This window comes from Vulcanisaeta sp. EB80 (assembly GCF_002078205.2).
In genome coordinates, this window is the sequence record NZ_LCWN02000001.1 from 13,966 (window position 1) to 39,893 (window position 25,928).

Consider the following 25,928-nt stretch of genomic DNA (forward strand, 5'->3'; position numbering starts at 1 on the left):
AAACATTTCCTTCAAAGCATAAACATAGTATTACCGACTAGCTACGCGATATTTGTTTAAATAAACAATTAAACACAATTTCATAAACTTAACTATATACTTCTTTAGGTAAAATAGGTAAAATTTATAAATAATGATGACCCCATCGGAAATATGCCCGAGGACATAAGTAGCTTTGGGTATAAACAGGAACTTAAAAGGGAGATTTCGTGGATCGATGTTTTTACATATAGTCTCGTGTTTATGGTCCCCATAGCTCCATGGGGTATCTATGGTATTGTAGCCTCGTTAAGCAATGGGATGCCTGCATTAGCTTATCTATTGGGTATGCTTGGGATGATGCCAACTGCATACGCATATTTCCTCATGGTTAGGGAGTTTCCCCTAGCTGGTTCTGTATATAATTATGCACAGAGAGCCGTAGATCCATTTTACGGTTTCATAGCCGGTATGTCCATAATGCTTGATTACTTCCTCGTGCCAGGCCTTGTATATGTGGTTGCGGCCTTGGCTATGAATACGATAATACCGCAAATACCCTACCAGGCCTGGGTGTTGATTTTCCTAGTACCTATGACGACCATAAGTGTTTTAGGAATAAAGTTGACCGCCAGGGCCAACAATACCTTACTTGCAATAGAGCTTGCGGCGTTAGTTATATTTTTCGTGTTATCCATTGCATACATAATCACCAGACACATTCCATTATCTATAGATCCACTTTATAATGCAAGCTCCTTCAAAATATCCAGTATACTCAACGCAGCATCAATAGCCGTACTTAGCTATTTAGGATTTGATGCAGCAACAACATTGGCAGAGGAACATAGAGGTAAGGCCGAATTCGTTGGCCGCGCAGTCGTGCTTTCAGTGCTTGCGATTGGTATAATGTTCATATCACAGACATACTTAGCCTATTTGGTTTATCCAACATATCAATTCTCTAATCCCGATACGGCATTTTACGATGTGGCACAGACGGTGGGTGGTTTATTAATGCTTAGCGTGGCCACGATATCAACAGCCATAGCCTGGGGTATTGGTGATGGACTTAACGCCACCACCGCCATAGCCAGGATTATATATGCCATGGGTAGAGATGGATTTTTACCCAGGGCCGTTGCTAAGGTCCACAGCAAATTCGGCACACCCTGGGTAGCGACAATAATAGGCGGTGCCATTAGTACGTTAATAGCCATCTTAGTACCACTCGACCTACTCGTTAGTCTTGTAAACTTTGGCGCATTAACAGCCTTCATACTACTCCACATAGCGGTTATATATTACTTCACGTATAGGAAAAGACACATATTATATGTATTAATACCAATAGCGGGACTTATCGTTCTCGTACCAATATGGTGGGGACTCTCGATGGATGCCAAGATCCTGGGCGCTGCGTGGCTTTCGCTATGGCTCATCTATATGGCGGTAATAACGAGGGGGTTCAGATCAAAATTGTTAGTACCTGGTATGTAGTAAGTTAAAAATTTAAAAAGAAACAATAAGCCTATTAGTAATGACACGATACACAATCCACGCCATAACCCACAATAAATGGGACTCATCACTTAAGCCGATCCTAACGATAAGGGATGGGGATGAGGTTGAGGTTGAGACCAAGGAGGCGTCTGATGGTCAAATAACGCAATCATCATCACCTCAAGACCTGCTAAAACTTGATTTTTCCAGGATACACCCATTAACCGGGCCTATCGAGATCGAAGATGCCGAACCCGGAGATGCCGTTGAAATAGAGTTTTTAGAGTTTAAGGACATGGGGTGGGGCTGGACGGGGGTCATACCCGGCTTCGGCTTGTTCGCCCAGGACCTATATACAACACCCATAGACCTTGCAGGGCCCGCTATTAAGATCTGGAGTATAAAGGATGGTAAGGCCCGCGCAAGGTTTGGAGATGTAGATGTGGAAATACCGGGTGCGCCATTCCCCGGCGTCATCGGTACCGCGCCACCTTACAGTGGCAGGTGGAGTACCGTACCTCCCAGAGAGAATGGTGGTAACATGGATGTTAAGCAATTAACGGTGGGCTCCATACTTTACCTACCCGTCTTCGTAGAGGGGGGTTTCCTATCGATTGGTGACACGCACTTTGCCCAGGGTGATGGTGAGGTCTGTGGAACAGCCATTGAGGCACCAATGAGGATTAGATTTAGGGTTAAGTTGATTAAGAACATTGGACTTAGACAGCCAATCTTTAGATTTAGCAGAATGAGGGAAGTAACATTTAATGAGTATATAGCTTACCCTGGCATGGCCCCAAATCTCTGGGATGCGGTTAAAGTGGCCACGATAGGTATAATAAATGCATTGTCAAAGTTTATGGAACCCGTTGAGGCTTATATGTTGGCAAGCGTGGCCATGGATCTTAGGATAAGCGAGGTTGTCGATGTACCAAACTGGATAGTGACCGCCTTCTTCCCGCTAGACATAATAATGAACGATGAAGTTAGGGAAAAATTAAGGAAATTCGGGAGTTTGTTTAAAGGCCCGTGAATGCTGCCGTGATAAAACCTCTATGGCTCAGTTCCGGCCCGGTTTTATTCTTCATTATTCCGTAGTGGTCGGGTTCATCATAAGGAAAGGGTATTTTATGTTTTTGAATATTTGTTGAATTTTTATGAGGCCTTGTACTTATTATCCGTCTTAATGACCTTACCATCCTTTATTAACCTGGTTAACTGTGCCTTAACCACATTTAGTCTCTCCTCACCGATAGCCTTTGCAATCTCTTCAGCCGTGAATTCCTTACCCTTATTGCTCACGAGATAGTCCAGGATCTTCTTCTTTATGCCCTCAACCATACAATGTAAAGTCTTTTCCCTTGGGTTATAAAGATATCGCCTTTATATTTGTGAAGTATCAACCGTAATTTGCTGGGTAAATTAATAATCTAGTTTATTATATTTAATGTGGCTGGAATGCTTATTTAGCCTAGTTATCGTCGTCTCTTTCCCGTAGATTGATGAAACGCATTTATTGCGGATTAACGCTTATATTAAACATAACTCAGTTGTAGAAAGAGAACCATTTAGGAACAAACACCTTTTATAGCAGTATAGATCCAGGACTACTGATTAGGTGTGCATAGATTTAGGGCTTATTATGATAATGGGATCATCATTGAGTATGGAAATAAAAGATTCATAATAGACCCCTTAAGGAAGCCGAGTAAGTCATTTAACGCGATATTAATAACCCACGGACATAGGGATCATGTTAACCCTAGCGCGATCCGTAATGCCATGCCACTAATTATGAGCGAAGAAACGGCTAGAGTAATTAGAGTTCGTGATGGCGAAGGCCTTAGGTATATTAAAGCTAGTCCTCGTCACGAGATTGTTATTGATGATGTTATTGTTGAGATCTACAATGCTGGTCATGTGGTTGGGAGCTTATCTTACGTGCTTGATTTTGGTGCCTTCAGGGTTGGGGTTACTGGCGATTTTAATGTGGAGTCCTCAATACTGCTGGGAGGGGCTGAGGGGCTTGATGTTGATGTGTTGATAATGGAGGCCACGTATGGGAGTCCCGATTACGTATTCCCAAGTAGGATCGCTATCTATGATGAGTTGAGGGGTGTTGTTGAGGATGGTATTAGGAATGGCATTGTGCTACTCATGGGTCAACCCCTCGGTCGCGGGCAGGAACTTGCTGTGCTGCTTAAGGATTACCCAATGTACATTGAGCCTAGCATTAAGGTTATGAATAATGTGTTAGGGCTTAAATACGGCAAGGTTCTAAGCGAGATCCCACAGCCCGGTTCCGTAATCATTATGGGCATGCCTAGGGATTTCGTGAACACGATTAGGGTGTTGAGGTCTAGGTATGGTATGGTTAAGGCCGTAGCATTAAGTGGCATGTACGCCAAGAGGTCTAGGGTGGCTAGGCTTAGGGCTATTGGTGTTGATGCATTACCACTTAGTAGCCACTCTGATTTTCCCGGCCTTGTGGATTTCGCGCTCAATAGTGGCGCTAGGATTGTGTATACCGTGTATGGTAATGCCGCCAGGTTCGCTAAATACTTAAGGAAGTTCAATATAATGAGCAGGGTCTTACCCACCCCTGGTCAACTAACGCTCGACCCATTCCTCTAAAGCTTAAAATTGCTGTAGGTAATGACGCATTGATGAGTCGTGTAATAACCCTACTCACGGATTTCGGTTATGAATCGTACTTCGTACCATCAATGAAGGGCGTCATACTCAACATAAATCCCAACGCCACCATTGTTGATATAACCCATGCAATACCGCAATTCAACATATTCAAGGCAGCCTTCACGTTATGGGCATCGTATAAGTATTTCCCGAGGGGCACGATTCATGTTGTGGTCGTTGATCCAGGAGTTGGAACGTCCAGGAGGGCTTTAGTTATCAAAACGAGGAATTACTACTTCGTAGGTCCTGACAACGGCGTCCTAATGATGGCTGCGGAGGATGGTGGTATTGAGGATATAAGGTCTATTGAGAATAGGAGCTACATGAGGCCCGTTGTTTCAAGCACCTTCCATGGACGTGACGTATTTGCGCCGGTGGCTGCTTACATAAGCCTTGGGCTCGATATATCACTACTAGGTCCAAGGGTCACGGACCCCATTAAACTCCCCATACCACCGAATACCGTATCTAAGGGTTTCGCAAGGTCATCCATAATATATATTGATCACTTCGGCAACGCGTACACTGGGGTTAGGTCTAGCGATGTTACTATCATGGGTCTTGGGTATGGCGATACGTTGAGAATAACCGTACCAAGGAAGAACCTAGAGATTGAGGCTAGGTTCCTTAGGAGTTACGGCTTTGCAAAGGAGGGTGAGACCTTAGCCCTTATTAATAGTGAGGGATTCCTTGAGCTTTCGGTTAATCGAGGAAGCTTCGCATCGAGATACGGGATAGAGGAGGGTGATGAAGTCGTGATATCCATCGTCAAATAACCATACCCTGGGAAGCCAATTTTAGCAATTCCTTAAAGTTCGTGATTAGCACGGAATCACTAACGAAGTATTGCTTAGAAACCCTACCCTTCACTATGGGGACCCCCTCCATTGTTAATAAGGCGTGCTTAATTCTAACGTCGCCTATCGAGTATCCACCGAGTGAACCATCACTCTTTATTACCCTGTGGCATGGGACAATTATCGGTAGTTTATTAGCGCTTGCTAGCCTACCCACGGCCCTTGGACTTGTGTTCAATAACCTGGCTATTTGGGAGTACGTGGCGACCCTACCCCTGGGTATCGATAGCATTGCCAATTGCGCAAGCCCAAGCAGTCCTGGGCTTAGGCTTATGTATTTCAGGATTTCGCGTGCATTCACCAAACCTCTTATGTAGTTAATTATTAACTTCGTTAAGTCATCATTAGCCCCTTCATGTGCACCATTAATACCAACCCTAATCTTCACCTCCCGAATCCTATCACCATAGCTACAAATCTCTACGATACCAATCTCCTTCAGCGATATTACTGAGCAATGCATTTAATTCAATTGTTAAGGAGACCTTAAAAACCCTGTTCCGAAGACCCAATGTGGTTGTCAGGGTTAGGTTAGTCGGTGTTTTGAAGGCGCTGGCATTGGGTAAGGATTACCTGGAATTGAATAATGCCAATAACGTTAGGGACGTGATCAATGGACTTAAATCGGTAAATGATAAGTTATTCAGGAGGGTTTTTGATGCATCAAGGAATGATTTGATGCCTGACATATACATAGCGGTTAATAATGTCGACATAAGGCTACTCAAGGGATTAGACACGCCTATTAACGATAATGATGAGGTTCTAATCATTGCGTATATTCATGGTGGTTGATGTGATGTCAATAATAATCAAGCTAATGAGCGATATTGGGGAGTTAAGAGTTTGGCTAGCCACCATAGTATTGAGGCGGGCATTAGATGAGGATTTGCTCAGCAGGATTAAGGGTATGGCTAATGGTTGTAGGGATTCGCTGGTCACGGTAGTTCCCGCAAATAAAATCCTCAATGCGTGGCATATGATATACCCAGCATACCTAAGCCTTAGGGATCATATCATGGGCATATCAAAGTTCAAAGATCCTGGGTTAGGCGCCTTAACGTACATGGCAGGAACCACACAGCTTAGGGAGGGGCTAAATCTACTGCACCCCGTTGGTCATGATAAGATCTCCGTAATAATCATGGGAATCAATGATTGTGTATCGGATGTTACCAGCAAGATCATGAATTTACTAGGGGATAAAGCCCTTGATGTTGTGATTGGTGCAGGTGTGAATAGGGTTTGTGATTGCGCCTTTACGTCAATCGATGATTTCATTAGGACGTTAATTAGTGAGTACGTGGATGAATTCGCATAGCAAAATTTGCCATGTAGAACTTAAATTTAGTATTCCACAACCTTTACCCAACATGGATAGATTATTCTACATTGCCAAGGATGAGGAGATATTAAATGGTGAGGCTACGGACATATACTTCAATAGAACTGTCGATGTACTTAAGGCTGCTGGTCTCGATAAGGTTAGGGTCAGGGCGGAATTTCATGTTGTGAATTTACCAAGAGGCTACAAATGGGCTGTCTTCGCCGGCCTTAAGGAGGTTATTAATCTTGTGGCGACTAAGGAGCTCCCAATAACGATTTACGCAATGCCCGAGGGTACGTTGTTCCAAGCGAATGAACCGTTGATGGTTATTGAGGGTAATTATGCTGATTTTGCGGTTTATGAAACCACATTCCTGGGAATACTAAGGCACTATAGTTCCGTAGCCACGAAGGCAGCCAGGATCAAGAAGTTGGCTGGCGATAGGACCTGCCTATTCTTTGGTGCTAGGGTTGTTCACCCAGCTATACAGCCCATGGTGGATAGGGCATCATACATTGGTGGCTGTGATGGCGTAGCGGGAGTTATCGGCGCTAGATTGCTCGGCATTAAGCCGAGTGGTACAATGCCTCATGCATTAATGATCGTCTTTAGGCATGCCGTTGGCGATCACACAATGGCTTGGGTCTGGTTTGATAAGGTCATGCCCAGTGATGTGCCTAGGATAGTCCTAGCCGACACATTCCTTGATGAGCGTGAGGAATCAATGTTAGCAGCCAAGTTGCTTGGCGATAGGCTTTACGGCGTCAGGTTGGACACACCGAGTAGTAGGCGTGGTAACATGGAAGCCATCGTGCGTGAGGTGAGGTGGACGCTCGATCTTGCCGGCTACAGGAATGTGAAAATTGTGGTAAGTGGCGGTGTTGATGAGGAGGAGGTTGTTAGGCTTAGGGATATTGTGGATATGTTCGGTGTAGGCACGTCAATAGCCTTCCCACCCAGTGTTGATATAAGCATGGACATCGTTGAGGCATATGATGATAAGGGTAAACGTTGGGTGCCGATAACGAAGCGTGGTAAATTACCAGGTTTTAAGCAGGTCTATAGGTGTGGGGCGCTTAATGACCAGGTTATTCCCTGGGGTTCAGAACCAAAACCGTGCCCAGATGGATCTAAGCCCGAGCCTCTGCTCAGGAAGTTCATTGATGATGGCAAGGTCATCGAACAGCCGCCGAGCGATGTTGATATTAGGAATTACGTACTCAAGCAACTTAGTACCATCGAGTTGTAAAGATTTGTTGATTCTATTTTTAATCATTTAAAGGATAGATCGGATCATAACTCTTCTTCCCATTCTTCCTCGAACTCTTCCCACTCCTCCTCTTCCTCTTCACCCCATTCCTCCTCTTCCATAACTAGGTTATTCATAATTGGTCAACAATGATTTAAATCCGATTTTAAAAGCATTACCTAACCAATAAACCATCACCTCACTGTAAAGTTATCCTAATGAGGAGACTGTTGCGACCAATTGTTGATCGTTATAGGTGTGGTTTATTAATAAGCTGTTTAATGTTATGTTCGGTCCACATGGACTTTAACCTCGTTGTATCGACGGGGAGGAGGTTAGAGGGTAGGTGTGCTGACGAGCTTAAGTACATAGGTGAGTTGATTGGCATGAGGATTGCGCAGACCTCATTCACGGGTTTTGATGGATTAATAACAGGTTATGTCGATGGAGATCCAGTGGAGTTCACGAGAAGGCTTAAGGAGCTTGTGAGTAGTGGTCGTTATATTCCCCGTTTTGTACTTAAGGTTGTACCTATAATGATGACGGTAAACACGAACATCGAGGCTATAGCCAGCGCGGCTGTTGAATTGGCGAGTAGGTACTTGGGTTCTGGCGAGACTTACAAGGTTGAGGTTAGGAAGAGGGGTGTTGATTTGGATAGGATGGATATCATAGACTCGATAGCCAGTAAGATAGGTAATAAGGTTAAGCTAGAGAATCCGGATAAGGTAATCCAGGTTGAGGTCTTTCCGTCAAGGACCGGCATAAGTGTCATTAAGGAAGATGATATTTTCTCCCTCATGAAAATCAACCTCAATACTCAACAAACCAACACCTCACAATCGCAATAACCCTTTAATACCCACACCTGATTGCTCATTGATGGATATTACAGTAATAGGCACTGGTAGAATGGGCAGCGCACTAGTAAGGAGACTAGCTAATCAGGGCTTTACAGTTTATGCCTGGAATAGGACTAGGGATAAGCTTAAGGGATTACCTGCAAAGGCCTTAAATGACGTCTCACAAGCTCGAGGCCTTGTCTTCATATTTGTCTCCGACGATGATGCCCTAAACATGGTCATTAAGGGAATCAGCGGTGATGTAATAGCCCTGGCTGGTACATACAGCGTTGCCGCAATTAGAGCATTAAGTACCAGGCTTATTGGGTCAAATGTTGGGTTATTGGCAACACCAGTTATTGGCGGACCTGGTGATGTGGAGAAAGGTAGCGCAATATACCTTGTTGGCGGCGCCGAGGTTGTGTACAATAAGGTTAAGGACGTGTTTGATAAACTAGGAACGATTATTCGATTACCCACCGCCGAGTCGGCAATGGCGTTAAAACTAGCTTACAACGCACTTCTGATAGGTTCAATGGCACTCTTGGGGGAGTATGTGAATCTTGGTAGGACCTACGGTGTTGATAATGAGACATTAAAGGATTTATTAAGGAGGACTGCGTTTAAGGATATTGCAGATAAGTACCTTGACAGGATCATAAGCCCAAAGGCACCACCATCCTTCACACTAAGTTTGGCAGCTAAGGATGTTCACTATGCCGTGAAATCAGCGGGGGATGCAAAAACGCCGATGGTTGTGTCATCAGCCGTAAAGGCACTTTACGAATTACTCTCTGCCCTGGGCCTTGGCAATGAGGATTACGTAAGGGCTGGGATTCTCGAGCTTGAGGGTTTCGGCAAAAATAATGCTTATTAATACATGAATTATCCGTGCATCGATGGAGAGCGCTAAGGTTGAGGTTGAGCGGGTTTACGTGATTAACCTCAGGAGGACTAGGGAGGTATCGAGGATCAAGAGGTCACCATACGCCATCAGGTTAATTAGGAGTTTTGTGGCTAGGCATATGAAGGTTGACCCTGATAAGGTTAGGATTGATAATGAAGTCAATGAGTATGTTTGGTCCAGGAGTATTGAGAAACCACCAAGGCGTATTGAGGTTAAGGTTACTAAGTATAGTGATGGTATTGTTAGGGTCACGTTAAACGTTCCTAAGGAAGCTGAGAGTAAGGCGGAGGAGAAGTCTCAAAAAACCCAATGATATTGTAACTAATCATTTTTTAAGCCCTCCTAAACTACCTCTTCAACGTGGTTGGCGCCAAAGCATTGCGTGTATTGTCCAGGTTATTCACAGGTGTGCTGTACCTAGCAATAGCAGCGGTAGCCTTCATATGGGACTTCCCATTCTACCCATTACCCATAGCCCTATTAATAATAATTATTACATCAGCCCTAGCCTATTCAGGTCATACGAAGCTCGGCTTTGCAATAATGATAATACTTCTAATACCGGCGCTACTCTATGTTTATCATTACGCCGCCCTAGGCACATTGCTACTTATCCTAGTGCTCATAATATTAATTAGTGCCTTTGACTGGCTCGGTGTTGGTGTTGGCTTACTGGCTTGGGAATTCTCAATCATACCCAACCAATTCCATGTCTTGTCGATACCATTGATACTAACATCACCGAGCTTAACGATAGGGGTTACGAGGAGGGTTACGCCACTGAAGTCCCTGATAACATTCCTGGTGCTTTACATACCAACACTACTATTACTAAATGCGAACACCCAAGTTCCCTGGTTTGGCCCAGTCAATGCCGAATTGGCCCCATTACAATCACTCACGTACACGGAACTAGTCAGCGCATTTAGTGGCATGGATGTTGGACTTTATGGGTTAGGTCAGGCATTATATAGGGTGTTTACTTGGACTACCACGTATGTGCTTCCACCCCTAATGGCGTTGGCGGCGTACACAGCCTATGTCGTGTCCAGTAGGTTGAGGCTTCATGGGAATCAGGTAGTCAGGTTGTTAGCGCCTGCTGTGGGTACTATGGCTGCCTACGCAGTCCTTACCTACTTATTATTTTACATGAATCCATACTTCGGTCTTTACCAGGGTATTGATGTTGACACACTAGTTAGAGGTTTACCATATGCCTTAATCATTAGCTTGGCGTTATTACCCATCATGCACTTCAGACTGATTGAGGTTAGGTTCGAGGAGGAGGAGAAGCAGTCAGCCATAGCCCTTGAACGTGGGTACCAATTGATATTGAACAAGGATGAGTTAAAGGCTATGGCTAATGAGTGGGATGAGGTCGTTGGTTTAGATGACGTTAAGGATGAGATAGAGTCGTCGGTGATAACACCGCTCAGGAATGCTGGGTTATCGCAGAAGTACGGCTTAATGCCGATACATGGCGTCCTACTCTTTGGACCACCTGGCGTTGGCAAAACCATGCTAGCAAGGGCAATAGCTGGTAGGCTAGGGTGGACCGCAATAATCATGAACCTAGGTGAACTATTAAGTAAGTACTACGGTGAGAGCGAGAATAGGCTCGCTGAATTATTTAAGGCTGCCAGGAACTATGCCCCATCGGTAATAATAATTGATGAGCTCGACGCCATCGGCAAAGCTAGGACCAGGTATGTTAGTGATGATGTAACACCCAGATTACTAAATATAATGCTTAGTGAGATGGATGGTATAATGAAGAGAAACGAGAGCGTGCTAATAATAGGCACGACGAACCAACCAGACCTACTAGACCCAGCCCTACTTAGGCCTGGCAGGTTTGACAAGGTGATATACATACCACCACCTAGTGAGGAGGTTAGGGCTAAAATGCTTGAACAGATGCTCAGGGGTAAGCCCGTGCAGGGGCCAATTGATTACGCCAAGCTTGCCAAGCTGGCTGATCGATTCACAGGCGCTGACATGATGAATGTGGTTAGGACAGCCGTGCTGATGTCACTTAAAGAGAACAGGCCAATAACCCAAGGTGACCTAGAAAATATAATTAGTAAGTATAAACCGAGCCTCACCTACGACCTACTCGAGAAGTACGAAGCCTTCAGATTACAGTATAGTAGATTGAGGACATACGGAAAACCTCAGGTGGGTATTCCTGAGGTTTCCTGGGATGATGTTGGTGATCTCGAGGAGGTAAAGGCCTTGATAAATAAGTACGTGGTGGCCACAATGCAGAAAAGGGAAATCCTGGAGAAACTCGGTATTGAACCAATCCACGGCATACTACTCTTCGGACCGCCTGGTGTTGGTAAGACGCTTGTTGCCAAGGCAACAGCAAATATGCTTAGGGCAAACTTCGTAGAACTTAACGGCGCAGAATTGGCTAGGGTGGGTCCGGAGAGGGCGGCGGCTGTTGTTAAGGATGTATTCAACATGGCTCGTGATAACTCACCAGCCATAATCTTCATTGATGAAATCGATTCGGTGGCACCGCCTAGGGATTCGCCTTTAGGTGCAGTCTGGTCCAGTGTGATTTCGCAACTATTGACGGAGATGGATGGCATTAGGGGCTTAAATAACGTTATTGTGATAGCGGCCACAAACAGGCCTTGGTCTATAGACCCGGCGTTGCTTAGGCCCGGCAGATTCGATAAGGTGATATACATACCACCACCCAATAAGGACGCTAGGCGTGAGATTCTGAGGGTGCACCTTAAGGGTGCAGAGGTTGAGGATGGAGTCATTGACTGGGTAGCCGATGCCACCGAGGGTTACAGTGGCGCAGATCTTGCGGCACTTGTTAGGGAGGCAAAGATGAGGGCCTTGGACAGGGTGTTGGGTGGTGATGAAAGGGTCATGATCAAGAGGGAGGATTTTGAGTATGCCCTAGGTAGGGTTCACCCATCACTAAGTAGGGAACTGCTTAATCAGTATGAGGACTTCGTGAGGAGAGCTAATCTGTTTATTTAATTGAAATAATACCAAGTCCAGACCTGGACTTAGTAATTTAAAGGGGTCCCTCCACAATAGCGCCATGAGCCAGGTACCCGAGGCATTGAGAAATGTAATTGAGGAAGTAACGAAATTGGTAAGGGATGGATATTCAATAACAAGCATCATGAAAGAGGTTAGTGAGGCGATTAATAGGGATGTTGGACTGAGTAAAGTGATCTTCAATGAGATAAGGGACTCTATGGTTAAGATAAGCCCCGGCAACGTACCCGTCGGTTTATTCACGCAATGCTCCCTAATACCCAGTTACTACCTGACTGGGAAGAGCCCAAGCATTGATTGGGGTGATATAACAATGCACCTACTCGGTAAGATGATACACAACCTAGCAATTACTGAGGTTAAGAATAGGCTTGGTAGTAAGTGCATTGAGGGCGTGGAGGTCATGTACACGCACCATGACTGGACCATGAGAGGTAAGCCCGACCTAGATTGCGGTGATTATTACCTGGAGTTTAAGACAATAATGGGTAGGGTTACGAAAAACAGACTTCTCCATGACCTAATCCAAGCCGGTTTCTACGCGGCAGCCGGCAATAAGAACACCTACATATTATACATGGTGCTCACCGATGGTATACTACGTAACATAGTGCCTATCGAGGTTATACCCGAGGTTGGTTACCCGGTCATTTACGCCTTCAAATTGTGGGTTAAGGCTGTTGAAGGTGGGGATATTGGTGCCTTAATAGCTAAGACAACATCATGCAAGGTTTGCAGGTTTAGGGATATATGCATAATGAGGACTAGGAACCCTCACGAATCGATACTACCAGCTAAGGAGCTACTCGATAATTACCTGGACTACGTAAAGAGCGAGGTTTCAAAGGCCGGGGTTAAGGTGATTGGGTAATGAGCCTCGAAGAGCTAACGGACTTGGCCAATTACCTGCTGGGTAAGTTGCAAAACAAGGATTTCCACTTCGTAACCTCCATAGCCAAGTGCTCACTATTGTCCCTTAGGAGGGACGTTAGTATAATGGATGAGGCATACACAGAATATCTACCAAGAGTCCTTACGATATGCACACCTGAGAAGCACATAATAAAGGTTGAGGATTTAACCATGGAATTACCAAGACTATTAAAGTGCGGCGAGACCATCGTATTGCCTAAGTTAATGATGCTTAAGGAAAACGTTAAGACGCACATAGTCGAGGCATTGCTCGTCGCAGCCCTATTGAACTCTGAGGTGCAGCTTCATTACCTATCTAAGAACGTAGGCGAGGACATTGAGGAGGGAACGTCAATAGCAATAAAGCCAGAGTGGGGTAAAACCCTGCTAGAAGCCGCTATAAAATCGGTTAAGAACAGGGAGGTCAATATAAAGACCATAAGCTGTACCATCTGCCCCATAAGGAACGCCTGTCCATTTAACTACTTAGGGGATGAAGTTGTACTACCCAGCGATACCGCTAAGATAGTGGGGGAGATCCAAAACTCGCTGCTCGTGCAGGGAACTAACCAAGCCACCACACAGCAAGTAAGCGATAAGGGCGAGTTGATACCGCCAACACAGGTAACTAGGGAGAGCCTTAGGGATTATTTAAGGAGGGTTGCTGATTGGGCAAGGTCGGTAAAGAGGACATGGGTTACAATCGCGGTTGGTAGGTGCCCGGTGTGTGGTAGGGAGGGTACGCTCGTTGTCAGGATTACGAGAGGCGGTGAGAAGGTCCTCTATAGGCATGGTTCGAGCACCTGCACCATAGGCACTATAGATGAGTCTGTGGATAAGTTGAACATTAGTAAATTCCTAGAGATAAGGCAATGATCTTTAAATACATATAAATTATAATGGTGATCTCGGGCTTTATGACCCTGAAGGTTGGGATTGTTGACACAACGTTTGCTCGGGTGGATATGGCTAGGTATGCGATTGAGGAATTGAAGAACAATGAGCCATCCGTGATCATAGAAAGAATAACAGTTCCTGGCTTTAAGAATACACCGTGGGCTGCAAAACAATTAATCAATAAGGGCGTTGACGCAGTGATAGTCTTTGGTTGGATAGGGCCGAGCTTAACCGATAAGATAACCTATGCCGTGGCCTCCATGGGGTTAATAATGCTTCAGATAGAGTATGATAAGCCGATAATAGACGTGACTGTTCACGAGGATGAGGCTGGTAATGAAAAGGAGTTGTTCGACATAGCCGTGGATAGGTCCAGAAAGCATGCAAGAAACTTGGTGCTGATGCTCAGGGGTGAGTTGACGAGGTGGGCTGGGACAGGGTTGAGGCAGGGTAGACCCGATGTTGGGCCTATCGTTAAGTAAAAGCTTTATTAGTTCTATGTGGTTTGCATGGGTGTGAGTACCGTAATTGAGCTATCTAATAAAGTGTTCAGTGAGTTGATTAGTAATAATGCGATAGTTAGGATTAGGGAGAGGGATAATCCACTGGTTTCCGAGTACGTGTTTAAGTACGGTAGTAAGTGCCCAAGCATTAGTGTAAGTGATGATTTGGGGTTTGATAGGGAGATGACTTGGTACCAGGTGTTGACCATGGGTATTGGCGTTAAGTTGAGTATAAACAGGGTTAAATTGTATTTGAGCGCTAACAATAATTCAATAAGGATAACTATAAGGTTAATGAATGGTGATAGACTGAAATCATCCGAGGAATTATTATTGACGTGCGATGGGGTTGATGAGTCTATCTATGGCAAGACCGTGATAGATGCGTTGATAAATCTTGATTTAATCACGAAATTCCTAAACATGATTAAGGAGAGGAGGAAATTGACTGACGGTATGATTGATGAGCTGATAAAGTTTTTGGTTAATGTTAAATCGAGGGTTGAGCATGATATAAGGCAGTTACATAGTATGTATCAGTGGCTTGATGAGTGATTATGATGGTTAAGGGTGTCGTATTTTTCCTCGAGATGCACCAACCGAGGAGATTAAGGTCCAATGTACTTAATAAATTATGCGACTTAAGGCCAAGTGAGGTTAATGACTCGATCATTAGCCCATTGATATTTAATGACGATGCCAATAAGGAGGTCCTGAACAGGGTTGTCGAGAGATCCTATATACCAACTCTTGAGTTAATGAGGGACATTTCTAACGAAGGCTTTAGGGTTTCTTTATCTATTTCTGGTTCGTTAATCGACCAGTTACTAATGTGGAGACCTGAGGTAATTGAATTAATAAAGGAGTTGGTGAAAAACGGCGTTATCGAGCTTGTTGCCGAGCCCTATCATCACTCACTCGCGTCATTCGTAAGTGAGGAGTTATTTTTAGATGAGCTGAAGGCTCACGTGGAAATTTACGAATCACTATTTAGACAAAGACCTGTTGCGTTTGAGAATACGGAATTCCTGTACCGGAATGATTGGGGTGTGGTTATGGAGAGGGCTGGTGCGTCAATAGTGCTGACTGAGGGGGTTGATTGGTTGTTGGGTTGGAGGAGCCCCACGTATGTTTATGGATCACCAACATCAAAGATTAAGTTATTGCTTAGGCATTATAGGTTGTCTGACGATGTTGGCTTTAGGTTTAGTAATAGATCGTGGGATCAATGGCCATTGACCGCGGATAAGTACATGGCTTGGATAAGGGCAACGCCCGGGGATTTCGTATTGATAGGATTGGACTTCGAAACCTTCGGTGAGCATCATTGGCGTGAGAGTGGTATCTTCGACTTTCTCGAGTGGTTACCGAAGGAGGCGGCTAGGGCCGATGTGAGGTTTATACACCCATCGAACTTGGTTAATGAGGATCCCGTTGATTACCTTGATGTGCCATATGCTATTTCCTGGGCTGATGTTGAGAAGGATGATAGCGCGTGGCAGGGTAATGACCTCCAGAAAATCGCGTTGGCGCATGTTGTATCGATTGGCAATCTAATGAGAAGGAATGGGTTATATAAGACCTGGAGGTATTTATTAACGAGCGATCATTATTACTACATGTCCATGAAGTATGGACCCAGTGGTGAGGTGCATAATTACTTTAATCCGTATAAATCAGCCTTCACAGCGTTTAAGGTTGTTGAGGATATTGTGATTGGGTTAGCATGCGCATTGTCCAATAGGCGCTAGTTATTCACGTGGGTGGCAATTCTAATGGTTAGTAAGGTGATAGTTACTGTTGAGTTATCGTTCGAACACTCATTAAAGCAGGACATTAGGGATTATTTGTTTTTAATAGATCGTAACATCAATATTAGAGGTACCGTATTTCGCGGGGTTCTCCTAATTGAGACCACAAGAGATTCTAGGGATATTGCCAGCATTTTAATAAACTCCCCAATACCCGATAATGCGTTGACAACTATTGTGCCGATAATAGATGAAGGTAATTACAACAATCTTAATGATATAATCAACATTGTGAGCAGGAACTTAGGGAGTGGTTGTAGGTCCTTCATTGTTAGGTGCAGGCTACGTAATTCACCAATTAGTGATGATTCCTGTGAGAGGGCAATAATTAATTTTCTGAGGGATAAGGGGGTTCATGCGGTGTTTAGGGGTGAAAGTGATTGTGCGGTTGTTGTTGAGGGATTGGACAATTGGGCTGGCATATACGTAGGTTCGAGGGTATACGTTAGAGTTTAGGTTCAATGTGAGAGTTCACCGAAAGTTTTGGTCTACTCTAGGTTATTGATTATCTAGTAACCAAAAACTATTTTTTACCTCTCTACAGAAGTAATATAAATGCCTAGGATATTTAAAAACGAAGCAGCACTAACACCGGAGTATATACCGAGTAAGCTACCCTATAGGGAGGAGCAATTGAAAGAACTCGAGACATACTTCAGCGGGTTTCTTGAGAATCCAGGTTCGATGTATCCAAAGGTGATCCTTATTGGTAGGCCTGGTAGTGGCAAGACTGTCACGAGCAGGAAGTTTGGGAATTACGTGATGCAGTCCAGTAAGGTTGTTAGGTATGTGCACGTGTCCTGCTTCCTCAATAGAACACTTATTTCGGTGCTAAAGGATGTTGGTTTGCAATTGAACATACCAGTCCCAAAGAGGGGCTTCTCAACGGAAGAGATGCTTAAGATCTTACTTGATGTGGTTAAGGAGAAGAACATTTACGCAATAATCACACTCGACGATGTATTCCACCTTGTCAATAATAGTGGTCCGCATGCATTAGGCACATTAATAAGGCTTGGTGAGGAGTACGTGAGTAGGGGTGATAAGTACAGGTTCGGAATAGTACTGATAAGTCAAGACCTCACATTCAGGGATCAATTGGACAGGAGCTCCCAAAGCTCACTTGGTAATGCTATAATAAGGTTCGAGCCATACACGAAGGATCAGATCTTCGAGATATTACTATCAAGAGCCCAGGAGGCATTAATGGATGGCGCTTACGATGAGGAAATCCTGGAGATGATAGCGGATGTCGCCGGTGTGGATGAGTGGCAGTCTAATGACCATAGAGGAGACGCTAGGTATGCAATCGATATACTGTGGAGGTCTGCGAAGATTGCGGAAATGAGAGGTTCAGACAGGATCTTGCCGGAGCATGTCAGGGAGGCCATTAAGAATACGCTCAGGGGAATAAGGAGTGAGGAATTGAGAATGTTGCCGTTACATGAAAAGATATTCCTGTTAGCTATAGTCAGGAGTTTAATGAAGAACCCCAATTCACCATACATACCATTCGGTACCGCTGAGAATGAGTATCAAATATTGTGTGAGCAATATAATGAGGAACCAAGGAAGCACACACAATTGTGGGAGTACCTGAAGGACTTGAACATGAAGGGGTTTGTGGAGACTAGGACGTCTAGTAAGGGTATGAGGGGTAGAACAACGCTTATTTCAATACCATCAGAACCATTGGCAACTCTTGAGGAGGAATTGAGGAAGATAATAGGGGGTGAGTTGGGTACGTGAGCACCGATTTCATAGAGAACGCCTTCTCATCGCGGGTTAGGATTAGGATAATTAGGGCATTGATTAGGTATAGGGAGATTAACATCACAAGACTCTCTAGGGATTTAGGGATTAATTATAAGGTTATTGAGCACCACATCGAGGCGCTCAAGAGGCTTGGTATCGCTGAGGAGAGGAAGTTTGGTAGGATTAGGATAGTAAGGCTTGTTGAGGATGACCCTAGGGTCATAGCCATAGAGAACCTGTTTCGAGAATTGGAGGGCAACCCATCAACCTAGTTGATTGGCAAAATCAAGAATCCTCTTAGCCAACCTATAATGCACATGATCGACCAATTGCCCATCAAGACTTATGGCACCATGACCCTCCCTAACAGCCTTCTCATAAGCCTCAACAACCCTCCTTGCCCACTCAATTTCCTCCTTACTCGGCGAGAATACTTCATTGGCTATGGGTATCTGGCTTGGGTGAATAACCTGCTTACCAACGAAACCAAGGGACTTGGCTTCAACACACTCTCTCCTGAAGCCTTCAATGTTCTTAATATCAAAGTATACACGATCAATTGGGTCAACACCGTAAGCCCTAGCTGCGGATACAACCATAGTCCTCAGGACTTGGTTAGACTCGTAGGCCTGCAATACCCCACCGACTGATAGTGCGAAATCGACTATTCCATACGATACTGCGGTAACTCCCTCACTCCTGATAACTTCCTCGATATTTAAAAGTCCTCTTGCAGTCTCTATTAAAGGTTCTATCTCCTTACCAGTTGCCTTATAGATAAAACCAAGGTCGAACTCGGCCTTGGGGATTACAATGCACCTCACATTGTCTATCTTCATGACCGTATCGATATCCCCATAAAACCAGGGCGTGTTGGGAGCATTAACCCTAACGCAGAGCTCCTTATTACCCCAGTCAAGCTGTGGCAATAATTCACTTATTAACTTACGGGCATTCTCCTTACCATCAATAGGCACCGCATCCTCAAGATCTATAATCACGGAATCCGGCCTTAGCTCAAGCGCGGCTTTTCTAATCATGTGCTCATTATTGCCGGGGACGAACAATTGGGAACGCCTGAAGACCACTGCATGAAAACTTCCGGAAGGGTAATAAGTTTATCGCCAATCATTTCTAAAGCAATTATAGTGTTAAAATACGAGAACAGCCCTACCAAGAACCCTCTGGTTGATAAGGTCTTCATAGGCCCTATTCACATCATTAAAGGCGTAAGTCCTGAAGACAGGTTTTACAGCACCCTTATGTAGTAGCCTAACGGCTTCTAGAACTTCGTTCTTTGTGTATGCGGCAGAGCCAATGATTCTGTGCTCCCTCATTACTGTGAGGGCAGGTCTGGCTAGTCTTATCTCCTCACCCTCAGTATTACCAATGAGCACCAAAACCCCTTCACGCTTCAATGCCCTAAGGCTCTCATTTATCGTCGCGGACCCAACTACCTCAAGGACCACATCAACATCCCTAACCTTCCTTGAAAAATCTCTGTCAGTAATAACCTCATCCGAGTACTTAGCAACAAAGTCGGCCTTCTGGGGTGATGTTATGGATATCACGTGGGCACCAAGGTGCTTGAGGTATTGTATCGTATGAATACCAACACCACCACCGGCACCTGTAACGAGAACCCTAGACCCAGGACCAACATTACCCAATTTACTTGCATGTATAGCAGTTGCCAGTGGGCACACGGCGGCTGCGTACTTAACGAAGTCGCTATCCGGCAGTTCGAATACATTACCCGCGGGCGCAATAACGGCTTCGGCATAACCGCCAGGCCTACTCTCACCGAAGAATTGAAGATTAACGCACAGGTTCTCCTTACCAGCCCTACAGTATGGGCAGGTACCATCGGTTATTGCACCAAAGATGCCCACGGCTCTTCCATTAACCTCACCGAAGATCTCATGACCAAGAATCAGGGGAGGTCTTAAGTTTCTAAAGCCACCCCTCCAAATAACTAGGTCACGACCGCAAATACCGGAAGCCCTAACCTTAACCATAACATCTCCAGGACCTGGTTCACCAATATCAAACTCCTCAATGCTGAAGGGCTTTTTGAACTCCCTCAAGACTGCTGCGCGAACTCGCATTGAATCGCTGTCCAGTTACGCCTATTAAATAAATACTGAGTGTATATATTATATTGAGACTATTTATCCTGGTACGAAATCGATCACGTGCATGTCGTCATTCAGCCCCAGCGTAATCTTAATTTAATCGCTTCTTATTGAGTAAACCGTGGACGTTTGTGTTGTGTTGCCGACAATAAATGAAGCCGATAACCTAAGGGTATTACTGCCCAGGTTAAGTGAGGTTTTGAGTGGTTATGATTGGCTTGTGGTTGTAGTTGATGATGGAAGCACAGATGGAACTCAGGATGTTGTTTATGAGTTCTCGAGATCAACGAATAAGGCATTACTAATAGAGAGAGGTGTAAGACTTGGTTTGGGAAGCGCAATAAGGACTGGTATGAAGGCTTGTATTGATAAAGGCGCTGACACTATTGTTGTTATGGACGCTGACCTTCAGCACCCACCTGAGGTTGTACCTAGCCTAGTCAATGCTGTACTTAATGGCTATGACTTAGCCATAGCCAGTAGGTACACCAACGGTGGCGGCGTTGCAGGTTGGTCGTTTACGAGACTTATGATTAGTAAGGGTGCTACGTACATGGCTAGGTTATTGATGCCATGGGTTCGCAGCATTAGAGATCCCGTAAGTGGTTTCTTTGCAATTAGAGGTGATAGGTTGAGGGGTCTTATTGATTCATTAAGCGACTCTGCTGGGTATAAATTAATCCTTGAGTTATTAACGGTAGCGCATGTAGCGTATGGTAGCAGCTTTAAGGTTGCTGAGATTCCATATGTATTTAGGAGTAGGGCTTATGGTAAGAGCAAATTAAATAGTAAGGAGCTCATGAATTACGCACAACTCGTGCTTAAGCTTAGTAATTACTCAGTATTTAAGTACTTACTATCCCTTATAATAGGTTCCCTAGTTGGTTATGCAATATTTCATGCTTTATCTAGTATGAACGCACTTCTTGGGAATGTATTATCACTCGAACTCTCACTAATTACGGTAATAACGCTTTACCAAGTATTAATGGGTATTAAACCAAGGTTTAGGAATTACATTAATTACCATGCGGTTAAGTACACGGTCGTTATGATAAAATTACTATTATTTGAAGCATCGATACCGGTACTTGTGGTACTCATTATTTCAGCAGTAGCACAGTTAATATTGACGTTAAGGATCATACAGATAAGCCCAATCGAGATCCACGTTATTCATGCGTAAAGTTTTATTCCCTCTGAACTGGGTTGATTATTGACTAATGATTGTATTACTTACAACTGTCTCAGGAATTGAGGATGTGGTCATTGATGAGGTTATGGAAAGGTTTGGAGACAAGGTTGTACATGCTGAAGTATTTGGTAAGTCCTCAGTTACAGGTAAGGTATTGGTTAACTTAAGCGATGCAACGTATGGGGAGCTTAGGAGCTTAAGGACTGTGGAGCATGCAATATTGATCATTGGCGAGGGTTTTGTTGATAAGGACCTCGAGAGCTTGAGGAGGTGCATTTGGAAATTGAACATGAATAACCTATTGAATTATTACACGCCAAACACGTCATTGGGCATTGAGGCAGATAGGTCTGGTGATCACGATTTCAAAAGCCCTGACGCCGCAGCGCTACTTGGAGAGAGAATCACGGAATTCCTGAGCCAACTTGGTCCCAAACCCATCTTTAACCTCGACAATGCCGACCTCGTGTTAAGATTAGTGATAGACCATGATAGGTGCATCCTTGGTGCATCAATAACTCGCAAACCACTGAAAAATAGGTCGTATAGGGTATTTAATCATCCAGCCGCCATAAACCCAATACTTGCTAACGCAATGATTAGGATGTTAAATCCTAAGCCATTTACGAGGATTTGCGATATAACCTGTGGCAGTGGGACTATTGTGATCGAAGGCGCTCTGTATAGACGTGATTTAACCTTCCTTTGTGTAGACATTGATTATGGCTATGTCAAGGGCGCCACGCTTAATGCCAGGGAAGCTGGTGTGGATTCATTGATTGATTTCGTAGTTATGGACTCCAGGAAACCCGCCATTAAAAATGGCGCCTGTGATCACGCAGCCTTCAATCCACCATTTGGTATTAGGATCGAACCCATTGAGGGAGTTACCGCGTTATATGACACGTTATTTAAGACACTGAGGGATTTGTTGCGTGACAGGTCGTCTTTCATTACAATCACGATTAGGAAATCCCTGGTGAAGAGATTAGCTAATGATTATGGGTTTAGAATAATTAATGAGAGAGTCGTTAATCAGGGTGGTATTTGGAGCACCATATTCCTTATTACTAAGGATTAAGGCTGACCTCCTCCTTTTTTGGGAGGTTTCCTCGCCAGGTCTTCATTGGCTTCTCTGGCTGGGTTCATGGGTTTGGCCCGGGCCGGCATTGCGGGGCTTTGTTCGCTGGCCGTGAAGGTCTTTAGCATTGCGTGCAGGTACTGTACGGTGGTGTATGGTATTATCGGGTTTGATTTATTTTCGTGCTTTCTCCAGTTCATGTTCTTGCTCAGTCTCTTCAAGTCCCACCAAAACGCCTTTGTCCATGCTTCTGGCGTTGTTTTCCACAACATATTCATCACGGATGCGTAGTCCCTATCTACATAATGCCCAAGTGGGCACTTTAGTACATGCCAATCATCTGTTTTCTCAAGCCTTGTGAAGTGTATTGGACACACCCTACTGTTTCTGTATGATGAGACTCTAACGAGTTTCGAACCCCTCTCCAAAGCCTTATCCCCAACAGCCTCCTCAATACTCTTAAACGGTGTTTGCTTTATTCTATGCCTAAGCTCACCCTTGCCCACGCCATTAATCATCTCCTCCTGTGGTTTCTCGCCAAGCTCCTCTGTGACTATGATTGATGGGTTCTTGGTTAACTCACTCGCCACATGCCTGACACGACCAACCTTCCTAACCCCCTCCCTTAGGTGCTTCACACGCTTCCTAAACTCCCTCGTGTTCGTCACATTCACGTAATTACCGTTTGGTAATGTAAAGGATTGTTTGAGCATCTCGATGATTGCGTTCCTAATCCTTTCATACCTCCTAGCCAGTTTGCCGAAGTTCGTCTTGATCGCATATAATTCTGGAATCATGTACTGCCTATTCCAGTTAACCACCTTGCTTACGGTGGATGGTAGGTCAATTCTATTCACGGTAACAGTGTTCTCGTTGATGTCGAAGGCAGCAATTGATTTTGGCTCCTCCACCCTAGGCTTGATCTCGAAGATAAACACCGCATACCACCTGTTCAACCTACGCTTAACAACTAGCGTAGACGCAAGCTCGGCTTCTCCAGTTAGTACCCTCCACCAGTATTGCCAGAAGCGCTTGTGCGGCTTTATCCAAACCTCCCTCCTACTGTTGAGCAGTTAGGCTAAGCCTAACCGGGGCTATTGATTTAACGAACTCCTCATAACTCCATGCCTTCTCCGTAAACCTAATCGAGACGCTCCTAACCTCAGGATAGGGCTTGCCCACCAAGCCCTTCCTCCTCCTCTCGATGAATGATTTTGCAACCGCAGAGGCTTGTCTGATTGCTTGGATGATTAATTGTGAGTTCAAGTCTTGGTACTCACCCCTATATTTGTGATAAAATAGCTTATGAAGTTGGGTTGCGTTCAAGACGTTATTCGCAACGGCGTATTCAACAACCTCACGAACGATGTTGAGGTACGCAGACTCAACGGAGTAAAGCAAACTATTGAGCTCCCTAGTGACCTCAAGCTCAACAGCCACAGCCCTACACAACATCCACAACAAAAACAAACAACCAGACTTAAAAACCACCCCGCCCTGAAGGGCGAGGCTTGACTATTGTTGTCATTAATGTGATGTAGGCTAGGTCATCAAGGACCTCGGCTCTATTGAGCGCCTCGTATGGCGTTGAACCTATCGTTACCAAGCCGTGATTCTTGAGAATAACAGCCGTCACATCGTCCTTAGACATAGCTCTACTGACAGCCTCAGCCAATTCCGCACTACCTGGCTTTAGGTAGGGTACCTCGGCGACCTCGCCAATGTAGGAAATCGCCTCACTCAATGATAAATCCACCTTAAGGCCTGCCTGGGTTAGGGCTAGTATGTTCGGTGGGTGTGTATGGAGTACGAACTTGATATCACTCCTAACCCTGTATATACCCGCATGCATCCTCCACTCACTGCTGGGTTTTCCTCCAGATATTACTGTACCGTCAAGTCTTATCTTAACTATACTTTGTGGTTTAATTAGCACCTTTGGTGTGGATGTGGGCGTTATCAAAATCTCATCACCGCTCAACCTAGCGCTCACGTTACCTCCAAGTAAATCAACAAGCCTTCTCATATAAGCAAGCCTGAATATTTCCACAAGCGATCTTCTTAATGATGCCTCATTCATACGTTAATACCCGGTTATGCCATGGGTATAAAAACATGTCTATAAGAAAAGGCTAAAAGCTAATAAAAATGCAATGGTGCATGTACCGCAATGGGGTACGTCGATGCGCACACGCATGCTGTATTCAGGGAGATAATAACCGATGAACTGCTAAACTTCGCGATAAACGAGTGGCACGCACCTAGGGAATTACTATTGATGAGTGTTAAGGAGTTCGTTAAGATTCTTGATGATTCCGAGATTGAATATATCGGCGTGATGGCGCACCCATCTAGGAAGCTCGGCGTTGCTAAGGAGGACTATGCGCTAAAGGTAATCGATGCAGTTAAGGATTATGCGGATAGGTTCGCCGTAATAGGTGGTGTTGAGGCTAACGAACTGACTGTGGAGGAGGTAAGGTACTGGTTGGGTAGGCAGTATGAGGCAGGTATTAGCGCAATCAAGGTTCATCCACCGCACATGTGGCTTAAACCAAACGCCTACAGACCTGAGGAAGGCGGTCTGAAGCAGTTGGGGCTTGTCTACCAATTTGCCGAGGACCACGGATTACCAGTCTACATACACACAGGCACGAGCGCATTCTCGAAGGCAAGGAATAAGTATGGGGACCCAATATTCGTAGATGATGTTGCAGTAGACTTTCCAAGGCTAACGATACTCATGTCCCACGTGGGTAGACCAAACTGGGTACCAACAGCCTTCCAATTAATAAGGATAAGGCGAAACATTTACGCCGATCTATCAAGCATACCACCAAAGAGATTGCTCGAATACATACCCAGACTAACTGAAATAAGCGAAAAGTCTGTCTACGGAAGTGACTATCCAGGACCTGGGGTTTATGACATAAAGGCTAACCTTAAGGAATTCCTAAACATACAAATCCCAAGGGAGGATTTAATAAAGATCGCCAGTGACAACCCAAAGAAAATACTAAAGCCACTATCAAGGACTAGGTAGTTCGAAAACACATTAATTAAGGCTTAAATATCCAAGACATTCATAGTTAGACTTGCGGGGGTGCCCGAGCCAGGACAAAGGGGGCGGACACTCAAGCCAGGTTAACAGAGCCGCACTCAAGATCCGCTGGCGAAGGCCTGCGTGGGTTCAAATCCCACCCCCCGCACCAAAGATTGAAATAAACTCACCATCACCGTGTTACAACTCAATG

Annotated in this window: 29 protein-coding genes and 1 tRNA gene; 23 read left to right on the forward strand and 7 right to left on the reverse strand. The window is 44.7% G+C overall.

The window, feature by feature from the left end:
• Window positions 1-153: 153 nt before the first annotated feature.
• Window positions 154-1,479 carry an APC family permease gene (locus B7L70_RS00080; RefSeq protein ID WP_081225862.1) on the forward strand — a complete coding sequence of 442 codons (1,326 nt, stop codon included), beginning with the start codon at window positions 154-156 and terminating at the stop codon, window positions 1,477-1,479.
• A gap of 40 nt (window positions 1,480-1,519) precedes the next feature.
• Window positions 1,520-2,515: an acetamidase/formamidase family protein gene (locus B7L70_RS00085; protein ID WP_081225863.1), complete on the forward strand. Its 996-nt coding sequence runs from the start codon at window positions 1,520-1,522 to the stop codon at window positions 2,513-2,515.
• 122 nt (window positions 2,516-2,637) lie between these two features.
• On the opposite strand, the gene B7L70_RS00090 is transcribed toward B7L70_RS00085, so the two are convergent.
• Window positions 2,638-2,823 carry a TrmB family transcriptional regulator gene (locus tag B7L70_RS00090; protein WP_081225864.1) on the reverse strand — a complete coding sequence of 62 codons (186 nt, stop codon included), beginning with the start codon at window positions 2,821-2,823 and terminating at the stop codon, window positions 2,638-2,640.
• A gap of 279 nt (window positions 2,824-3,102) precedes the next feature.
• On the opposite strand from B7L70_RS00090, the gene B7L70_RS00095 reads away from it, so the two are divergent.
• Together B7L70_RS00095 and B7L70_RS00100 are read left to right on the forward strand one after the other, a co-directional pair.
• Window positions 3,103-4,116: an MBL fold metallo-hydrolase gene (locus B7L70_RS00095; protein ID WP_081225865.1), complete on the forward strand. Its 1,014-nt coding sequence runs from the start codon at window positions 3,103-3,105 to the stop codon at window positions 4,114-4,116.
• A 32-nt stretch (window positions 4,117-4,148) separates the two neighbouring features.
• Window positions 4,149-4,955 carry an S-adenosyl-l-methionine hydroxide adenosyltransferase family protein gene (locus tag B7L70_RS00100; RefSeq protein WP_081225866.1) on the forward strand — a complete coding sequence of 269 codons (807 nt, stop codon included), beginning with the start codon at window positions 4,149-4,151 and terminating at the stop codon, window positions 4,953-4,955.
• Here B7L70_RS00100 and B7L70_RS00105 read toward each other — a convergent pair.
• A complete protein-coding gene (locus B7L70_RS00105; RefSeq protein ID WP_081225867.1) occupies window positions 4,948-5,499 on the reverse strand; it encodes a methylated-DNA--[protein]-cysteine S-methyltransferase in 552 nt (183 codons plus the stop codon). The genes B7L70_RS00100 and B7L70_RS00105 overlap by 8 nt on opposite strands.
• 50 nt (window positions 5,500-5,549) lie before the next feature.
• Here B7L70_RS00105 and B7L70_RS00110 point away from each other — a divergent pair, with 50 nt between their 5' ends.
• From B7L70_RS00110 to B7L70_RS00180, 15 genes are all read left to right on the forward strand, one after another.
• Window positions 5,550-5,831: a MoaD/ThiS family protein gene (locus B7L70_RS00110; protein WP_081225868.1), complete on the forward strand. Its 282-nt coding sequence runs from the start codon at window positions 5,550-5,552 to the stop codon at window positions 5,829-5,831.
• Entirely contained in the window at window positions 5,809-6,357 is a 549-nt protein-coding gene (locus B7L70_RS00115) for a hypothetical protein (RefSeq protein ID WP_238376005.1), read from the forward strand. Before B7L70_RS00110 ends, B7L70_RS00115 begins: the two co-directional genes overlap by 23 nt.
• Before the next feature lie 52 nt (window positions 6,358-6,409).
• Window positions 6,410-7,612: a nicotinate phosphoribosyltransferase gene (locus B7L70_RS00120; protein WP_081225869.1), complete on the forward strand. Its 1,203-nt coding sequence runs from the start codon at window positions 6,410-6,412 to the stop codon at window positions 7,610-7,612.
• A 299-nt stretch (window positions 7,613-7,911) separates the two neighbouring features.
• Window positions 7,912-8,463, forward strand: coding sequence for a THUMP domain-containing protein (locus tag B7L70_RS00125; RefSeq protein ID WP_081225870.1), 552 nt, complete (start codon window positions 7,912-7,914; stop codon window positions 8,461-8,463).
• Between the two features lie 31 nt (window positions 8,464-8,494).
• Window positions 8,495-9,331, forward strand: a complete 837-nt coding sequence (locus B7L70_RS00130; RefSeq protein ID WP_081225871.1) for an NAD(P)-dependent oxidoreductase — start codon at window positions 8,495-8,497, stop codon at window positions 9,329-9,331.
• 22 nt (window positions 9,332-9,353) lie between these two features.
• Window positions 9,354-9,674 carry a 50S ribosomal protein L31e gene (locus B7L70_RS00135; RefSeq protein WP_081225872.1) on the forward strand — a complete coding sequence of 107 codons (321 nt, stop codon included), beginning with the start codon at window positions 9,354-9,356 and terminating at the stop codon, window positions 9,672-9,674.
• A gap of 47 nt (window positions 9,675-9,721) precedes the next feature.
• A complete protein-coding gene (locus tag B7L70_RS00140) occupies window positions 9,722-12,364 on the forward strand; it encodes an AAA family ATPase (RefSeq protein ID WP_081225873.1) in 2,643 nt (880 codons plus the stop codon).
• Window positions 12,365-12,428: 64 nt separating this feature from the next.
• Window positions 12,429-13,259 (forward strand): hypothetical protein, encoded by an 831-nt coding sequence (locus B7L70_RS00145; RefSeq protein ID WP_081225874.1) that lies wholly within the window; start codon window positions 12,429-12,431, stop codon window positions 13,257-13,259.
• Window positions 13,259-14,176, forward strand: a complete 918-nt coding sequence (locus B7L70_RS00150) for a hypothetical protein (RefSeq protein WP_081225875.1) — start codon at window positions 13,259-13,261, stop codon at window positions 14,174-14,176. Before B7L70_RS00145 ends, B7L70_RS00150 begins: the two co-directional genes overlap by 1 nt.
• A gap of 41 nt (window positions 14,177-14,217) precedes the next feature.
• Window positions 14,218-14,679, forward strand: coding sequence for a riboflavin synthase (ribC, locus tag B7L70_RS00155; RefSeq protein ID WP_081225876.1), 462 nt, complete (start codon window positions 14,218-14,220; stop codon window positions 14,677-14,679).
• Window positions 14,680-14,706: 27 nt separating this feature from the next.
• Window positions 14,707-15,255, forward strand: coding sequence for a hypothetical protein (locus tag B7L70_RS00160; protein ID WP_081225877.1), 549 nt, complete (start codon window positions 14,707-14,709; stop codon window positions 15,253-15,255).
• A gap of 5 nt (window positions 15,256-15,260) precedes the next feature.
• Window positions 15,261-16,451 carry a glycoside hydrolase family 57 protein gene (locus tag B7L70_RS00165; RefSeq protein ID WP_081225948.1) on the forward strand — a complete coding sequence of 397 codons (1,191 nt, stop codon included), beginning with the start codon at window positions 15,261-15,263 and terminating at the stop codon, window positions 16,449-16,451.
• Between the two features lie 24 nt (window positions 16,452-16,475).
• Window positions 16,476-16,967 carry a hypothetical protein gene (locus tag B7L70_RS00170; RefSeq protein ID WP_081225949.1) on the forward strand — a complete coding sequence of 164 codons (492 nt, stop codon included), beginning with the start codon at window positions 16,476-16,478 and terminating at the stop codon, window positions 16,965-16,967.
• A gap of 99 nt (window positions 16,968-17,066) precedes the next feature.
• On the forward strand, window positions 17,067-18,260 hold the full coding sequence (locus B7L70_RS00175; protein WP_081225878.1) for an ORC1-type DNA replication protein: 1,194 nt from the start codon (window positions 17,067-17,069) through the stop codon (window positions 18,258-18,260).
• Complete coding sequence (locus tag B7L70_RS00180; RefSeq protein WP_081225879.1) at window positions 18,257-18,538, forward strand: helix-turn-helix domain-containing protein; 282 nt, start codon at window positions 18,257-18,259, stop codon at window positions 18,536-18,538. Before B7L70_RS00175 ends, B7L70_RS00180 begins: the two co-directional genes overlap by 4 nt.
• Here B7L70_RS00180 and B7L70_RS00185 read toward each other — a convergent pair.
• Together B7L70_RS00185 and B7L70_RS00190 are read right to left on the reverse strand one after the other, a co-directional pair.
• The gene (locus tag B7L70_RS00185; protein WP_081225880.1) at window positions 18,530-19,354 is read right to left on the reverse strand and encodes a CoA ester lyase; all 825 of its coding nucleotides are present in this window, start codon (window positions 19,352-19,354) and stop codon (window positions 18,530-18,532) included. The two genes, B7L70_RS00180 and B7L70_RS00185, sit on opposite strands and share 9 nt — an antisense overlap.
• A 63-nt stretch (window positions 19,355-19,417) precedes the next feature.
• On the reverse strand, window positions 19,418-20,374 hold the full coding sequence (locus B7L70_RS00190; RefSeq protein WP_081225881.1) for an alcohol dehydrogenase catalytic domain-containing protein: 957 nt from the start codon (window positions 20,372-20,374) through the stop codon (window positions 19,418-19,420).
• 148 nt (window positions 20,375-20,522) lie between these two features.
• Between B7L70_RS00190 and B7L70_RS00195 the strand changes: the two genes are divergently transcribed.
• Both B7L70_RS00195 and B7L70_RS00200 read left to right on the forward strand, forming a co-directional pair.
• Complete coding sequence (locus B7L70_RS00195) at window positions 20,523-21,587, forward strand: polyprenol monophosphomannose synthase (protein WP_081225882.1); 1,065 nt, start codon at window positions 20,523-20,525, stop codon at window positions 21,585-21,587.
• 37 nt (window positions 21,588-21,624) lie between these two features.
• Window positions 21,625-22,677: a methyltransferase gene (locus tag B7L70_RS00200; protein WP_081225883.1), complete on the forward strand. Its 1,053-nt coding sequence runs from the start codon at window positions 21,625-21,627 to the stop codon at window positions 22,675-22,677.
• Here the strand turns inward: B7L70_RS00200 and B7L70_RS00205 are convergent.
• From B7L70_RS00205 to B7L70_RS00215, 3 genes are all read right to left on the reverse strand, one after another.
• Window positions 22,674-23,615, reverse strand: a complete 942-nt coding sequence (locus B7L70_RS00205) for a zinc ribbon domain-containing protein (RefSeq protein WP_081225884.1) — start codon at window positions 23,613-23,615, stop codon at window positions 22,674-22,676. The genes B7L70_RS00200 and B7L70_RS00205 overlap by 4 nt on opposite strands.
• A 121-nt stretch (window positions 23,616-23,736) precedes the next feature.
• Window positions 23,737-24,132, reverse strand: coding sequence for a hypothetical protein (locus B7L70_RS00210; protein WP_081225885.1), 396 nt, complete (start codon window positions 24,130-24,132; stop codon window positions 23,737-23,739).
• 25 nt (window positions 24,133-24,157) lie between these two features.
• Window positions 24,158-24,757, reverse strand: a complete 600-nt coding sequence (locus B7L70_RS00215) for a class II aldolase/adducin family protein (RefSeq protein WP_081225886.1) — start codon at window positions 24,755-24,757, stop codon at window positions 24,158-24,160.
• 90 nt (window positions 24,758-24,847) lie between these two features.
• Between B7L70_RS00215 and B7L70_RS00220 the strand changes: the two genes are divergently transcribed.
• Together B7L70_RS00220 and B7L70_RS00225 are read left to right on the forward strand one after the other, a co-directional pair.
• The gene (locus tag B7L70_RS00220; protein WP_081225887.1) at window positions 24,848-25,717 is read left to right on the forward strand and encodes an amidohydrolase family protein; all 870 of its coding nucleotides are present in this window, start codon (window positions 24,848-24,850) and stop codon (window positions 25,715-25,717) included.
• Between the two features lie 54 nt (window positions 25,718-25,771).
• Window positions 25,772-25,886: transfer RNA gene (locus tag B7L70_RS00225), tRNA-Leu, on the forward strand.
• Window positions 25,887-25,928 lie beyond the last annotated feature (42 nt).